This is a genomic window from Streptomyces sp. NPDC051133 (assembly GCF_040682635.1).
In the GTDB taxonomy this organism is placed as follows: Bacteria; Actinomycetota; Actinomycetes; order Streptomycetales; family Streptomycetaceae; genus Streptomyces.
Genome location: NZ_JBFBBK010000020.1, coordinates 92,891 through 106,625 on the forward strand (window position 1 = coordinate 92,891; position 13,735 = coordinate 106,625).

Annotated in this window: 12 protein-coding genes and 2 pseudogenes; 6 read left to right on the forward strand and 8 right to left on the reverse strand. The window is 70.0% G+C overall.

Features of this window, described 5'->3' with window-relative positions; translation table 11 throughout:
• Positions 1 to 23: 23 nt before the first annotated feature.
• From AB0N17_RS21705 to AB0N17_RS21720, 4 genes are read right to left on the reverse strand one after another with little or no spacing between them, the layout of a single operon-like run.
• Complete coding sequence (locus AB0N17_RS21705) at positions 24 to 2,675, reverse strand: ABC transporter permease (protein WP_366013053.1); 2,652 nt, start codon at positions 2,673 to 2,675, stop codon at positions 24 to 26.
• On the reverse strand, positions 2,672 to 3,334 hold the full coding sequence (locus AB0N17_RS21710) for an ABC transporter ATP-binding protein (protein ID WP_366013054.1): 663 nt from the start codon (positions 3,332 to 3,334) through the stop codon (positions 2,672 to 2,674). The genes AB0N17_RS21705 and AB0N17_RS21710 overlap by 4 nt, the downstream gene beginning before the upstream one ends.
• On the reverse strand, positions 3,321 to 4,055 hold the full coding sequence (locus AB0N17_RS21715; protein ID WP_366013055.1) for an ABC transporter ATP-binding protein: 735 nt from the start codon (positions 4,053 to 4,055) through the stop codon (positions 3,321 to 3,323). Before AB0N17_RS21715 ends, AB0N17_RS21710 begins: the two co-directional genes overlap by 14 nt.
• A gap of 7 nt (positions 4,056 to 4,062) precedes the next feature.
• A complete protein-coding gene (locus AB0N17_RS21720; protein WP_366013056.1) occupies positions 4,063 to 4,698 on the reverse strand; it encodes a hypothetical protein in 636 nt (211 codons plus the stop codon).
• A 154-nt stretch (positions 4,699 to 4,852) separates the two neighbouring features.
• Here AB0N17_RS21720 and AB0N17_RS21725 point away from each other — a divergent pair, with 154 nt between their 5' ends.
• Together AB0N17_RS21725 and AB0N17_RS21730 are read left to right on the forward strand one after the other, a co-directional pair.
• Complete coding sequence (locus AB0N17_RS21725; protein WP_366013057.1) at positions 4,853 to 6,175, forward strand: HAMP domain-containing sensor histidine kinase; 1,323 nt, start codon at positions 4,853 to 4,855, stop codon at positions 6,173 to 6,175.
• A gap of 204 nt (positions 6,176 to 6,379) precedes the next feature.
• Positions 6,380 to 6,847, forward strand: a complete 468-nt coding sequence (locus AB0N17_RS21730; protein ID WP_366013058.1) for an SRPBCC family protein — start codon at positions 6,380 to 6,382, stop codon at positions 6,845 to 6,847.
• Positions 6,848 to 6,883: 36 nt separating this feature from the next.
• Here AB0N17_RS21730 and AB0N17_RS21735 read toward each other — a convergent pair.
• Positions 6,884 to 7,069: pseudogene (locus AB0N17_RS21735) on the reverse strand (IS256 family transposase); the annotation flags it as partial.
• A gap of 203 nt (positions 7,070 to 7,272) precedes the next feature.
• Between AB0N17_RS21735 and AB0N17_RS21740 the strand changes: the two are divergent.
• On the forward strand, positions 7,273 to 7,476 hold the full coding sequence (locus tag AB0N17_RS21740) for a cold-shock protein (protein WP_266963435.1): 204 nt from the start codon (positions 7,273 to 7,275) through the stop codon (positions 7,474 to 7,476).
• 258 nt (positions 7,477 to 7,734) lie between these two features.
• On the opposite strand, the pseudogene AB0N17_RS21745 reads toward AB0N17_RS21740, so the two are convergent.
• Positions 7,735 to 7,896, reverse strand: a pseudogene (locus AB0N17_RS21745) (transposase); the annotation flags it as partial.
• A gap of 615 nt (positions 7,897 to 8,511) precedes the next feature.
• On the opposite strand from AB0N17_RS21745, the gene AB0N17_RS21750 reads away from it, so the two are divergent.
• A complete protein-coding gene (locus AB0N17_RS21750) occupies positions 8,512 to 8,922 on the forward strand; it encodes a hypothetical protein (protein WP_366013059.1) in 411 nt (136 codons plus the stop codon).
• Between the two features lie 163 nt (positions 8,923 to 9,085).
• Here AB0N17_RS21750 and AB0N17_RS21755 read toward each other — a convergent pair whose 3' ends face one another.
• Complete coding sequence (locus tag AB0N17_RS21755; protein ID WP_366013060.1) at positions 9,086 to 10,204, reverse strand: acyl-CoA desaturase; 1,119 nt, start codon at positions 10,202 to 10,204, stop codon at positions 9,086 to 9,088.
• Positions 10,205 to 10,211: 7 nt separating this feature from the next.
• Positions 10,212 to 11,276: a ferredoxin reductase gene (locus AB0N17_RS21760; RefSeq protein ID WP_366013061.1), complete on the reverse strand. Its 1,065-nt coding sequence runs from the start codon at positions 11,274 to 11,276 to the stop codon at positions 10,212 to 10,214.
• A gap of 87 nt (positions 11,277 to 11,363) precedes the next feature.
• On the opposite strand from AB0N17_RS21760, the gene AB0N17_RS21765 reads away from it, so the two are divergent.
• On the forward strand, positions 11,364 to 12,503 hold the full coding sequence (locus tag AB0N17_RS21765) for a helix-turn-helix domain-containing protein (protein WP_366013110.1): 1,140 nt from the start codon (positions 11,364 to 11,366) through the stop codon (positions 12,501 to 12,503).
• 715 nt (positions 12,504 to 13,218) lie between these two features.
• A complete protein-coding gene (locus AB0N17_RS21770) occupies positions 13,219 to 13,725 on the forward strand; it encodes a transposase (RefSeq protein WP_366013062.1) in 507 nt (168 codons plus the stop codon).
• Positions 13,726 to 13,735 lie beyond the last annotated feature (10 nt).

Sequence of the window (13,735 nt, forward strand, 5' to 3'; positions counted from 1 at the left end):
CCTGTCACGGGTGCACGCCGGGTTCACAGGTCGCGGAGCTCCTCCACGGCGGGGCGGTGGCTGCCGCGGACGCCGTTGAGGGCCGCGGCCATGATGGCGGCGACGGCGGCCGCCCCGGTGAGTGCCAGGTAGGCACCAGGGACCGACAGGGCGGCGGGTGGCGGATCGAAGACGCCGGTCAGGACCTTGACCAGCATCTCCGACAGGGCCCAACCGATGAGGGCGCCTCCCGCCAGGCCACAGACGGCCAGCAGCAGGGCCTCGGAGAGGACCATGCCGCGCAGGTGGCGTGGCCGCGCGCCGAGCACGGTGGCGATGGCGAAGGTGCGGCGGCGTTCGGCGAGTCCGAGGGCGAGGACGAGGCCACCGGCTCCGGCGGCGAGCAGAACGGCGAAGGCGAGCTCGATGCGGGTGAGGCCGGCCAGATCGACTGAGGTGAGGCTGGTGCCGACGGTGCCGCGGGTCTGGGTGAGGTCGGTGACGGCGGCCCGGGTACCGAGTTGCTTGCGCAGGTGGGCGGCGATCTGCTGCTGGTTCGTGCCGCCGGTGTCGAGGAGGAAGGCGCCGACCGAGTCGTCGCCGGTGGTCTTGGCGATGTAGGAGGCATTGGCGACGAAGAAGCTGTCCTTCGGGGCGGTCGGGAACTCCTTGGCGATGCCGGCGTAGTGGAAGGGGACCGTGCGCAGGGCCTTGGTGCGGGCGTCCTGGATGCGCAGGTTGACGGTGTCGCCGGGGGAGAGCTGGAAGTCGTTGACGGTCTCGACGCTGACGAGGAGGTTGTCCGGGCGTTGGGCGAGGCGGCGCATCAGCTGGTGGGCGGTGCCGCCGGCGAAGTAGGCGTCCTGGAGGGAAGTGGCCTTGGCGATGGTGTCGGGCCGGACGCCGTAGAGGTCCTGCAGGTCGGAGCCGACGTAGGCGAAGCGGTGCTGGAGGGGTTCGGCGTGCCGTACGCCGGAGATCTTCAGCGCTGTTCCGGCAGTGCGCGGGACTTGGGCGCCGGGTGGTTCGGTGACCGTCACGTCGGCGCCGTTGGTGAGCCGGGCGTCGGCCTCGGCCTGCTGGTGGTAGGTGGCGTTGAAGACGGCGGTGGAGATCGCGAAGGAGACGGCGAGGGCGAGCAGGACGACCGATCGGGCGAATGGGCGGCGGCGCCGAGCCAGGACGGCGGCGGTGGTGCCGGCCAGGGTCGCGGTCAGTGGCTGTACCAGCCGGGCCAGGGCGGGGCGGCCGTGGGTGAGGGCGAGCAGGGTAAGGCGCCACAGCAGCAGGGCCGCGCCGATCCACAGCAGGGCGGGGCCGAGGAAGGCCCAGTACGACACGGAGATGCTGGGGACGCCCTCGGGCGCGAGGACGAGCGCGTACTGGTTGCCCGAGGAGGCACGGAAGACGAGCCACGAGCCGATCAGCAGGGCGAAGTCCAGGCCGTACCGCATCCACCAGGGCGACCGGGAGCGTCGCACGTCCTCCTGTTTGCGGGTGTCGGCGACGGTGACCGTGTGCAGGTCTCGCAGGGCGGGGATGAGGACCGCACCTGCGGCCACTGCGGCTCCGAGCTCGAAGGCGACGGCGTACCAGACGGACCAGGTTCCCGCGCTCGCCCCGAAGGAGGCCGTGCCGAAGGCGAGACGGCCAGTGAGGGCGGCGATGCCCAGCCCGGCCAGACCTCCAGCGAGCCCGATCAGGGAGGCCTCCAGAGCGGCGAGTGCGGTGATCTGGCGCGGGCGCAGACCGCGCAGCCGAAGCAGCCCCTGTTCCTGCCGGCGCCGTTCGCCGCCGGCCGAAGCGACCGCCGCCGTCAGCGCGGCGGCCAGCACGGCGCCCGGCACACCGAGGAAGAGGAAGAGCATCTGGGCGTACAGGGCGTCCTGGCGGGCCGAGTCGAGCGCTGCGCCGACGTTGTTGCCGACCAGGGCGGTGCCTGCGGAGCGGGCTTCGAGATGGTGCGCGGCGCCGGTGACGGCGGAGTACGCGGAGGCCGGGTCGGAGGGCAGCCGGCTGGTGTCGCGGGCGGTGTGGATCTGAGTGGTGACACCGGTGGCTCCGCGAGTGAGGGCGGCGAACCGGGCGGCGGGCAGCAGGACGACGTTGTCCGGAGGTGCGGTCGGTTGGGACTGGCTCGGGGCACCGACGGTCTGGAAGAGGGAGTCGGCCTGCGGCAGGTCGACCACGCCGTCCACCTTCACCTGGCGCGGACCAGCACCGGGAAACCGGACACCGATGGTGTCTCCCGGAGCCGCGTGCAGGTTGGAGGCGGTCTGCTGGGCCAGCAGGACACCGGTGGACGAGCCGGAGAGCGTGCGGACGGCGTCGGGGAAGCGGGCACGGTAGCCGTCGGGCAGGCCGAGGGCCATGCCGGGACCGGTGGCCTGGGTGGTTCCCTGCACGCGGGCGGTGAAGCCGCTGGTATGCGCGAAGCCGACGGGCAGGGCGGCGTGGGTGCCCGGGGCCCTGGCCACCAGAGACAGGACGGAGTTCGGGTCGGCGCCGGGCTGTACCTGGACCTGCCAGTCCACGGAGACCGAGCGCACGGCGCGCTGGGTCATGGTCGCCTTCGACGCAGTGAGGAAGGAGCCGAGCGCGGCGACCAGGGCGACCGCGAGCGCGATGCCGGTCACGGCGGCCAGCAGCCGTCCCGTGCGGTGGCGGGCCAGCCCATTCGCCCAGGTGATGATCACGACACTTCCTCGGGTGTGAGCAGCCGTCCGTCGCGCATGCCACGGCGGATCGCGAGCCGGGCGGCGACGGTGGGGTCGTGGGTGGTGACGACGAGGGCCGCGCCGGTGTGGTCGGCGGCGGTAAGGAGGGCGTCCAGGACGCGGGCGCCGGTGGCGTGGTCGAGGCGCCCGGTGGGTTCGTCGGCAAGGATCAAGCGCGGCTCCTGGGCCAGGACCCGGGCGGCGGCCACCCGTTGGGCCTGGCCGCCGGAGATCTCCTCGGGGAGCCGGTCGGCCAGGTCGGCGGCGTCCACCAGAGCGAGTGCTGCGAGCGCGCACCGTCGCGCCTCGCCCTCCGGACGATCGGTGAGGACCAGGGGCAGAGCGGTGTTCTCTGCCACGTTCAGAGCGGGTATCAGGCTGTCGCCCTGGAAGACCAGACCGATGTCGTACGGCCCGAGCGAGGCGGCCCGGGTGACGGTACCGCTGGTGGGCCGTTCGAGCCCGGCGAGCAGGTGCAGCAGCGAGCTCTTGCCCGACCCCGACGGGCCGACGACCGCGAGCCGGTCCCCGGTCCGGATCTCCAGGTCGGCCCCGTGCACGGCCACGACCGCCTGAGGCCCCCGGCCGAAGGTCAGGGCCGCGTCCGCACAGCTGACAAGCACCTCATCCGACGGCATCGTGCGCCTCCTCGTGGTCCTGCCGCCTGGCATCGGCGGCCTTCCCGTCCGCCAGGGTGATCACCCGGTCCGCGATGCGGACTGCTTCCCGGCTGTGCGTGACGATCAGCACTGCGCACCCTTCCGCGGCCCGCTCCCGCAACAACGCCAGGACCAACTGCTCTGTCTCGCCGTCGAGTTCACCGGTCGGTTCGTCGGCGAGCAGGACGGTCGGCGAGTTGGCCAGCGCTACGGCGAGCCCGGCCCGCGCCAGTTCTCCGCCGGACAACTGGCGCGGCAGGGCCTGCGCCCGGTCGGCGAGCCCTACCCGGTCCAGCAGTTCCCCGGCCGGGACGGGGGCCCTGCGGCCCTGTGCCTGCTGGGGCAGGCGGACGTTGTCCCGCACACTCAGGTGCGGCAGTAGATTGCGGGTCTGCAGCAAGACGCCGATGTGCCGGCCCCGCAGCCGGGCCCGCTCGGTCTCGGGCCGGTGGCTGATCCGTACGCCGTCGACGTGGACCTCGCCGCCGGAGGGCTCGTCGAGTCCGGCCAGACACGCGAGCAGGGTTGACTTGCCGGCCCCGGACGGGCCCACGACCGCGACGGTCTCACCGCGCCGTACTCGCAGAGACACCCCGCGCAGCGCGAGTGTCTCCTCCTCCCCGGCCCGGTAGAAGCGGTAGAGCTCGCGAGCCGTCAGGACGTCGCCGACGGCGCCGCCGGTCCGTATGCCGTTGGACATGATGCGCTCACCGCCAGGTGAAGGAGTCGCTGACGATGCGCCACGGATCGACGTTGTCGGCCTTGACCGGCCCCGACAGGGTCAGGTCCACCTCGTGCCCCGCCCGGTAGAACGCGTACCGCTCGAAAGCGTCCCGCACCACCTTGCCGGTGACCGGATCCTTCGCCGAGTCGCCTTGATAGGTCAGCAGGACCACCCGGCCGGCGTGCCGGGTCACCTCACTTGCCCTGGGCGAGGCGAACTTCGGGACCTGGGCGCGGAGTCGGGGTATGACGGTTCTGGTGACCGAGCCGGCCGTGGGCGCGCCGGAGGCGGACACCGCGGTGATCTTCACGGTGTTGAGCTTGTCGGTGAACGTGGTGGTGCCGCCCTGGCTGGTGCGGGCCCAGCCCTCGGGCACCTTCAGGGTGAAGCCGGTGAAGATACCGTCGGTCGGCTGGAAGGAGACGTACACCTGGTTGTCGGGAATGTCTCCGGGTGGGTTGGACTCGGTGGGCGCCGGCTTGTTCTCCCCGCTGACGGCGGTTGAACCGGACCCAGGGCTGATGGAGCCGGAGTGCGACCCGGAACCGGAACAGCCGGCGGTGACCGCCGCCACGAGGGTGAGCCCGACCACCGCGTACGTCCTTGTGTGTGCTGCCATGGCCACTGCCCTCCAGGGGAGTCCTCGGACCGGACGGTCATGGCACAGACGCTAGGAAGCCGCCGGTTAACACCCCGCTCGCTGAGGGTTAGACGACGGCAAAACCGTGTGGCGCAGCCCATTCGCCCAGGTGAACGGCCCGCATGATGAGGGCATGAGACAGCGAGTGGTGCGAGTCGCCCTGACCGCCGCTCTGGTCGCCGTCGTCCTCCTCGCCGTCCCGCTGGCCCTGGCGATCAGGTCGTCCCTGTACGCCGACCAGCGCGACACCCTGGAACGGTCGGCCCTGGCCGCGGCCGTACACGTGAGCCCGGACTTCGTGACGGGCGACCCGGTGGAACTGCCCGCGCCCCCGTCCGGCGGGCGTCTGGGGCTGTACGACCCTCAATTGCGACTGCGTGCGGGCAGCGGCCCCCGGCCTGGCGATACCCCGGTCCGGCAAAGCCTTGGCGGTGAGGTGGTACGGGGCCGGGCGGGCCCGGACCTGGTGGTGGTCGTACCCGTCTCCCACGCCGAGAAGGTGATCGGCGCCGTACGGGCCTCATCGCCCGCCGTTGCCGTACGGACCCGGGTCGCCGTCGCCTGGCTGCTGTTGCTCGGCGTGGCCGCGGTCGCGCTGACCGTCGCTGTCCTCGTCGCCCGCCGTCAGGCCCGGGTGCTGGCTGCGCCGCTGGAGGACCTCTCTCGCCAGTGCCGGGCGGTGACCGAGGGCGATCTGAACGTGCGGGCCGCACCGAGCAGCGTCGTCGAGATCGACCAGGTCGCCCGCACTCACAACGAAATGCTGCACAGCCTCTCAGAGCTCCTGCGTCGCGAACGTGACTTCACCGCCAACGCCTCCCACCAGCTGCGCACCCCGCTCACCGGACTGCAACTCGCTCTGGAGGCGGGCCTCGCCCAGGACGACGACGCCCGGTTGCGGCCCGTGCTGGCCGAGGCGCTGGCCACCACGCAACGCCTGCATCACACGGTGGAAGAGGTGCTGCGCCTCTCCCGCTCGGGAGAGATGGCTCGCGCTAGCGCCGGGGTGATCGCCGTACGACAGTTGCTGCGGGAAACGGAGGAACGGTGGCACGGCCTTTTCGCTCAGGACGGCAGACGTCTGAAGTGCGCCACCGAGGAGACACCGGCCGACATCCGGGTTGCGGGCGCGTCCGTGTCGGAGGTGCTCGGCATCCTGCTGGACAACGCCCGGGTGCACGGGCGCGGTACGGTCCGCGTGACGGTGCGGGACCTGGAGGACGCCCTCGCCTTCGACGTGAGCGACGAGGGCGCCGTGACGGTCGAGCCGTCCCGGCTCTTCGACCGTGGGCGCACCGGCGACGGGGAGGGAACGGGCATCGGCCTGGCACTCGCCCGTGACCTGGCCGTCTCGCTCGGCGGCAGGCTCTCCCTGACCAACCGACACCCGACTACGTTCACCCTGCTCCTTCCCGTCGACCAGGATGAGACACAGGGGGCAGGGACACCGGGGTGAGACGGGCCGCGCAGAGCGGAGGGACGCTGGTCGGCGAAGCTTACGGCCGTGCCGCCGGAACGCGGTGCGGGTCCCCGTGTGGCTGTCACCTGAGCGGCCCTGTACGGCGGAGCTCAGCCGGTCGGTCCTGCCGGGGTGGTGGTCTTGAAGCCCTCGCACCGGCTTATCGGGCCAGCGGAACCTCGTTGGTCCTAGGATCGGGCCATGGGCAGGACCGACCGCGCCAGCCGGATGATCGCGGCACCACCGGCGACTGTCTACGGCGCCCTCCTCGACCGGGAGTCGCTCGAGGCCTGGCTGCCGCCGGACGGCATGCGCGGGCGGGTCGAACGGTGGGATCCCCGGCCTGGGGGCGGATTCCGGATGGTCCTCACCTACCTCGACCGCACCGACAGTCCCGGCAAGACCTCAGACGCGACGGATGTCGTCGACGTCGGGTTCACCGACCTGTTGCCACCGGAGCGCGTGGTGCAGCAAGCGGTGTTCGAGTCGGACGACCCGTTGTACGCGGGCACCATGACGATGACCTGGCACCTCGCCGCTGCCGGTGACGGGACCGAGGTGACCGTCACCGCCACGGATGTGCCACCCGGCATCGTCCAAGCGGACCACGAAGCCGGAATCGCCTCCTCGCTGGCCAACCTGGCGTCGTACGTGGAAGCGGTCGGCTGACTCAAGTCGGCTGCGCCCGGGAGCCCGGCCGCGGTGCATCGCGAGGGCCGCGGCCGGGCTGCCGGCGCCGCAGGTGACCTCGGTGCGGAGCCTGACGGTGGAGAACGTCGACTCGATGGGGATCGTGGTCCGCAGGTGGATTCACCACTCGGCCGGGAAGTCGTGGAAAGCCAGCAGTTCCTCGGGGTCATCGGTGACCTGCGCGACGGCCTTGGGCCTTCGATCCGGGCCGGATGCCGGCGCGTTTCCGCTAGCGGCTTCCATCATGCCGTTATAGCGTTGTGATCAGCAGTCGTGGTTCCGAAGTTCCGTTCGCCCGTGATCGCCATCACGGGCGTTCTTGCTGTTCAGCGCCTCTCCGGACCAGGGCGATCACCTCCCGGTCGCGCAGGGTGCGTGCCCGGTTTCCCTCAAAGGAGACAGTTATGGCCAAGGGCACAGTGAAGTGGTTCAACAGCGAGAAGGGCTTCGGGTTCATCGAGCAGGAGGGCGGCGGCCCCGACGTCTTCGCCCACTACTCCAACATCGCCAGCCAGGGCTACCGCGAGCTGCAGGAGGGCCAGAAGGTCGAGTTCGACATCACACAAGGTCAGAAGGGCCCGCAGGCGGAGAACATCCGCCCCGCCTGATCGCGCGCCTCGGTAAGGGCCCGGCATCCCGGCTTCGGGACGCCGGGCCCTCACCGTCTGCCGCAGTGGTCAGCGGACCAGAGCCGATCGGTTTCTCGCGTGCCCCAACGAGCCATTGGCAGGACCAGTGCGCGGAACTGCCGGTACGACGGCGTCAGGCAGGTGACAGGGCAGTTCCGGACGGAGGTGGACTGCGGCGGATCGACCGTCGACAGCGAAACGTGGTGGCGGAGTCGGGCCTAGGTCGTGTCCGCAAAGTCAGGTGAGCCAGAGTCGTAGGCAGGCGAGGGTGACCAGGGCCTGGTAGTGGCGGGCTCGTTTGTCGTAGCGGGTGGCCAGGGCTTTGTTGTGTTTGAGCCGGTTGAAGCGGCGTTCGACGACGTTGCGGCGGCGGTAGGCCGCCCGGTCGAGGCGGCAGCGGCTCTCGCAGCGCCGGATAAAACACTCCCGTTCTCTGGCAAAGCCCGGATCCTGCCTCGCTTCCTGCCCCCATCTTTCCTACCTGGGCAACGACGCAACCGGCTGGGATCCAGGTCGAGCGCCAGCCCGCGATTCGCTCCGTACGCACTGCCCTCGGTCTGTCCGTCTCGACAGCGGCACCCGGTGAGATCACCTCACACACACGGCAGCGTTCGTGGCGCGGGCCGAAGGCTGGGAGACGGATGTGGCTAGCCTGAAAACGCGCGACCGAGGCGCCGTGGCGCCTCGCCCTGGCGGTTCGTTGCCGCCGGATCGGAGACGGCGACGACTCCCGCGCGGCCATCATCCCCCTCGATGGGACCGCCCAAGCCCTTCCAGGGTTTCGACTCGCCGAGCTGCAACATTGCCTTCCTCACCCCCTACTGAAGGTATGCGCGGCCGCACAGACGACGGTTCGCCGACCCGCTGAGTTCGCCCTCGTCGCAGTCCCACGACCGGTGGTCCTCGGCCCTTCCCGCTGAGCCGGCTGACAACGGCAACGTCTCGCACTTCCGGCGCGAACGGTCATCAGCGCGCCTATCGTGCTGTCCCACCAAGGCATCACCATCCGGGGCGGTGCACCGGCTGTCCGTCCGCAGCGAAGACGAGCTTCTTCCTGGCCACCGGCAGGCGGCATACCCCACAGCGCTTGAGCGCGGGCTTGGGCCTGAACGTGTCGGACACGATCCCCCCGCCTGCCAGTCGGCCACGGACCGCTCGCCGACCCGTTCGGCGGCTCCGCCCGGTCGCACCCGGGCGCCGAAAGACATCAGCCGCGCCGAACTCCTCAAAAAGATCGAAGCGTTGCGGAAGCGCGACGCGAAATTGAAGCCGGGGGCCGCGAAGGTGCAGCCCGCCGACCGCCCCAAGCAGCCGACAGCGCCACACCGCGGCAAGCGGCCGGTCCCCCCGCCCCAGCCGTTCTACGGTGTGGAGATGAAGTTCATCAACGGCCGGTGGGTGCAGATGCACCCTGATTCCGAATAGTGGCTGCTCGTCATGTCGGCCCGGTCCGGGGCACGGCCTGCGTCCGGCTCTCCCTGCCTCCCGACGTGTTTTCGATGACGCATCACGTGGAGTGCGTGGCGATTCTGGAGCCTGCGGACAAGGGCGCCTGACCTCGGGTTCGTGAGCCAGGCGCTTGTAACCATCAGGCGGCGACGAGCTCCTGCTCACGGTCCGGCGTCTTGACCTCGGGCTTCTTGTTCGGCAGCGAGAGCCGGAAGACCTTGCGCCACGCGGACAACACCTGTTTGGGCAGCGGTCCGGTGACGTACTCCAGCTCGTACTTCTCGAACAGCGCGCGCACCATCACGGCGACCTCGGCGTACCGGTTGCTCGGCAGGTCCGGGAACAGGTGGTGCTCGATCTGATGCGACAGGTTGCCCGTCATGAAGTGCATGGCCCTGCTGCCGCTGATGTTCGCCGAGCCCATCATCTGGCGCAGGTACCACTGGCCGCGCGTCTCTCCCTTGATCGACCGGCGCTCGAAGACCTGCACGCCCTCGGGGAAGTGCCCGCACATGATCACCGAGTGGGACCAGATGTTGCGGACCAGGTTCGCGGTGAACGTGGCGGCGAGCGTGGGGAGGAACGACGGGCCCGACAGCAGCGGGTGGATCACGTAGTCCTTGAGCACCTGCTTGCGGATCTTGCGGCCCACGGCCTTGGCCCGCGCGCGGAACTCCGGGTTCTTGCGGCGGCGCTTGTTCAGGTTCTTGCCGAGCTCCAGGTCGTACGCTGCGATGCCGTACTCGAAGAAGCAGGCGTTGATGAAGTTCCACAGCGGCTGACCGAGGTGGAACGGGTGCCACTTCTGGTCCTCGTCGACGCGCATGATGCCGTAGCCGAGGTCGTTGTCCTTACCCATCACGTTGGTGTACGTGTGGTGCAGCTCGTTGTGCGAGTGCTTCCACTGGTCGGCCGGCGAGACGTGATCCCATTCCCAGGTGGTGGAGTGGATCTTCGGGTCCCGCATCCAGTCCCACTGGCCGTGCAGGACGTTGTGGCCGATCTCCATGTTGTCCATGATCTTCGCCACGGACAGACCGGCGGTGCCGAGCAGCCACGCGGGCGGGAAGATCGAGAACAGCAGCACGCCCCTGCTGACCAGCTCGAGCTTGCGCTGCGCCGAGATGACCCTACGGATGTAGGCGGCGTCTTTCTCCCCGCGGCCGGCGATCACCTCGTCGCGGATCGCGTCCAGCTCACGGCCGAGCTCCTCGATCTGCTCCGCCGTCAGGTGGGCGGTGGGGTCGATGGCGGTCAAAGTGCTCCTACCGTTCGATGTCGCAAGGGCCCGCCGCGGCGGACACACAGGTCTGGATGAGGACGCCCGGCTCGGCCTCGGTGATCTCGCCGGTGCGCAGGTCGCGGACGGCGCCCGCCTTGAGCGGCGTGACGCAGCCGAAGCAGATGCCCATACGGCACCCGGACGGCATGAGCACGCCGGCCTCCTCGCCGACCTCCAGCAACGGCGTAGCGCCGTCCGCGTCGACGGTCTTGCCGGTGGCGCGGAACGTGACCTCGCCGCCGCCGCATCCGTCGTCGGCGACGACGATGCCGGGGCGGAAGCGTTCGGTGTGCAGGCGCTCTTGGACGCCGTGCCCGCTCCAGTGCTCTTCGGCGGCGTCGAGCAGGCCCGCGGGCCCGCAAGCCCAGGTCTCGCGCTCGGCCCAGTCGGGCACGAGTTCATCGAGACGGGCGATGTCGAGCATGCCGTCGGTGTCGGTGTGCACCTCGATGAGCCGCAGCTTGTTGTCCGCGACCAGATCGTGCAGTTCGTTGCGGAAGATCACGTCCTGCGGCCGTGGCGCGCAGTGGACCATGACGACGTCGTCGAACTCGATGTCGCGCAGCATGCCCATCACGGGCGTGATGCCGCTGCCGGCCGTCAGGTAGAGCACCTTGGCGGGCTTGGCCTGCGGCAGCACGAAGTCACCGGTCGCCTGGTCGAGCTGGATCAACGTGCCCGATTTCGCCCTGCGGACCAGGTGGTTGCTGACCTTGCCGTCCGGGATCGCCTTCACGGTGATCGTGACGCGGCCGTCCTGGCGGTTCGTCGGCGAGGTGATGGAGTAGGCACGCCACAGGCGCACCCCGTCGACGTCGACCCCGATCCGCACGTACTGACCGGCTGTGTGGCCGCGCCAGCCCCGTCCCGGCCTGATCACGACAGTCGCGGCGTCATCCGTCTCGGGGTGCACGGCCTCGATGCGCCCCCGCAGGTCAGCGCCCGCACGCAGTGGGCTGACCAGGTCGAGGTAGTCGGACGGCAGCAGTGGCGTCGTGACCATCTCCAGCAGTTTCCACGCCCTGCTGCGAAGGGCTGCACTCGTCATGACTCCAGCTTGCTGCGTCTCAGGGCGTAAAGTCCTGACCGTAGGACGTGAATCTGGTGGGTGGAATTGTTCGCAGGGAATAAAAACGTGAGTCGTGTAACCCAGAGGGCCAGCGAACTGGGCCTGGATGAGACGACGGTCACCGCACTTCGGGCCGCGCTGAAGACCACCGCCGACGAGGTCGTCCAGGCGATCATCGACGAGGTCCCTCCCTACGCCAACGCCCTTTCGGGCAGCATGGGCGGCACCATCCGCCGAGCCGTTCGCACCGCCCTGGGGCACTACCTGGACCTCGCGAGCGGGAACGCCGCGGGCGGAGACGGCGGTGACGCGGCCTACGAGCTGGGCCGCGGCGAGGTGCGCGACGGCCGTTCGATGGACGCTCTGCTCAGCGCCTACCGCGTCGGCGCCCGCGTGGCTTGGCGATGCCTGGCAGTGGGCGCCGTGTCCGCAGGTCTGCCCGCCGCCGAGGTCGCCAAGTTCGCCGAGCTGACCTTCGCCTACATCGACGAGCTCTCCGCCGCGAGCGCCGCGGGCCACGCCGACGAACTGGCCGCCCGGGGCAGGGCCCACGAGCGCCACCTGGAACACCTGGCGCGCGACCTCCTCGCCGGCGCGAGCCCCGACGTGCTGCTGGCCTCTGCTCAACGAGCCGGATGGCAGCCTCCGGATTCGCTGACGGCGGTCCTGCTGCCCGCCGCCCAGATCCGGCCTGCCTTCCGCGCGCTCGACCCGGGCACCCTCGTCCTCGACGATCTGCCGGACGCCACCGGTGTGCTGCTCGTCCCCGATGCCGACCGATCACATCTCTTGCGGCAGCTGACCGACCGCACCGCCGTGGTCGGCCCGGCCCGGCCATGGACTCGTGCGTCGGCCTCGTACGCACGAGCCGTACGCGCGCGCTCCCTCTCCTCTGATATTCGCGACACCGAGGACCACCTGCCCGAGCTGGTGCTGAGCGCCGACGTGGACGCGTTCGCAGACCTGCGTGTCCGAGCCCTCGCACCGTTGCGCACCTTGCCTGTCGCGACCGCACGGCGGCTGGAGGAGACGTTGCGGGCGTGGCTGCTACACCAGGGCAGGCGGGACGAGGTGGCGGCGGCTTTGTTCGTCCATCCCCAGACAGTCCGGTACCGGATGTCGCAGCTGCGGGAGCTGTTTCCGGATCTCGCATCGCCACACCGGGTCCTTGAACTGACGCTGGCGGTCGGTCTTCGGGCCAGTTGACGCGTACTTCGACCGTCCACGAACTCCCGGCGGATCCCGGCATCGTGCTCGGTGTCCCAGCCGGGACGGTTCGGGTGAACGACGCGATCAAGGTGCAGCAGGTCGGCTGACACGGAGCGTTCCACCACGAGTCGCCCACCTGCCGATCCGTCAGGCCCGCGTCTCGCACGACCAGCCACACCCGGTCGCGACTGAGCGGGAGGTGGCCGAGGAGGACGCCGGTCGCGTCGAGCAGGGTGTTGGCGAAGGCTGGAGCGACCGGGTTGAAAGGGCGGGCTGTCGGCCGTGACGCCCGTTGGACTCCCGGGGGCACCCACATGCATGGCGAAGCGCCAGAAAATAGGATCTGACCTCGGGTCTTCCGAAGATCGCTCAGGTCGACATCTTTCCGATGACCCACCAGGTCGGTGTGCCGCGATTGAACCGGTCGCGAAGAGCTCCTGAACTGCGGTTGTGGGCGCACAATGTGCGGTGCGGGCGTTCAGTAGGTGGGACCGTAAGGGCTTCAGTGCCCGAGGAAGGGTTTCAGTGGCCGCTGCCCAGCTGATCCATTCCTCGGTGACGGTTCTGGCCTGGCCCGGACGCATGTCCTCGACTCGCGTGCGTACGGCGCTCACGTATTGGGTCAGTCGGGTGGCGTGGCGCCATGCCGCTCAGCTCAAGGCCGTCCCGGTCATCGTCGACCCTGCTCTGCGGGAGCGGCTGTCTGTCCAGCTTGGGCAACGCCGAGTTGTTCCGCGCCTGCGCGCGCCTCGCCTTGCACGACGGTGAGGAAGACGGGGACGCGGTGACTCAGGCCACCCACCTGACGTTGCGCATGCTCGCCGAGCGCATCGAACAGCTCACCGCTCAGATCGATGAGCTGAACCAACGCCTGGCCGGGCTCGTCGAACGCCACGCCCCACAGCTGCTCGAAACGGTGGGCATCGGTCCGGACAGCGCCGTCATTCTCCTGATCACCATGGGAGACAACCCCGTCGAGTACTCCTCTGGCCGTCGGAGCACGCGCCGGCTCAACCACGGCGGCGACCGCCAGGCCAACGCGGCCCTGCACCGCATCGTCTTCACCCGTCTGCGCCACGACCCGCGCACCCTGGCGTACTACGAACGCCGCACCCAGGAGGGCAAGACCCGACGCGAGATCATCGGATGCCTCAAGCGATATGCCGCCCGCGAGGTATTCAACCTGGTCAGACCGGTTGCCCGCACACCCGCGTTATAGGGGCGTCCGT

Bases quoted from the DNA above. Each gene is read 5' to 3' on its own strand.
- AB0N17_RS21725 (WP_366013057.1), top strand. From the start codon at position 4,853: ATGAGACAGCGAGTGGTGCGAGTCGCCCTGACCGCCGCTCTGGTCGCC.
- AB0N17_RS21715 (WP_366013055.1), bottom strand. From the start codon at position 4,055: ATGTCCAACGGCATACGGACCGGCGGCGCCGTCGGCGACGTCCTGACG.
- AB0N17_RS21730 (WP_366013058.1), top strand. From the start codon at position 6,380: ATGGGCAGGACCGACCGCGCCAGCCGGATGATCGCGGCACCACCGGCG.
- AB0N17_RS21740 (WP_266963435.1), top strand. From the start codon at position 7,273: ATGGCCAAGGGCACAGTGAAGTGGTTCAACAGCGAGAAGGGCTTCGGG.
- AB0N17_RS21760 (WP_366013061.1), bottom strand. From the start codon at position 11,276: ATGACGAGTGCAGCCCTTCGCAGCAGGGCGTGGAAACTGCTGGAGATG.
- AB0N17_RS21720 (WP_366013056.1), bottom strand. From the start codon at position 4,698: ATGGCAGCACACACAAGGACGTACGCGGTGGTCGGGCTCACCCTCGTG.
- AB0N17_RS21710 (WP_366013054.1), bottom strand. From the start codon at position 3,334: ATGCCGTCGGATGAGGTGCTTGTCAGCTGTGCGGACGCGGCCCTGACC.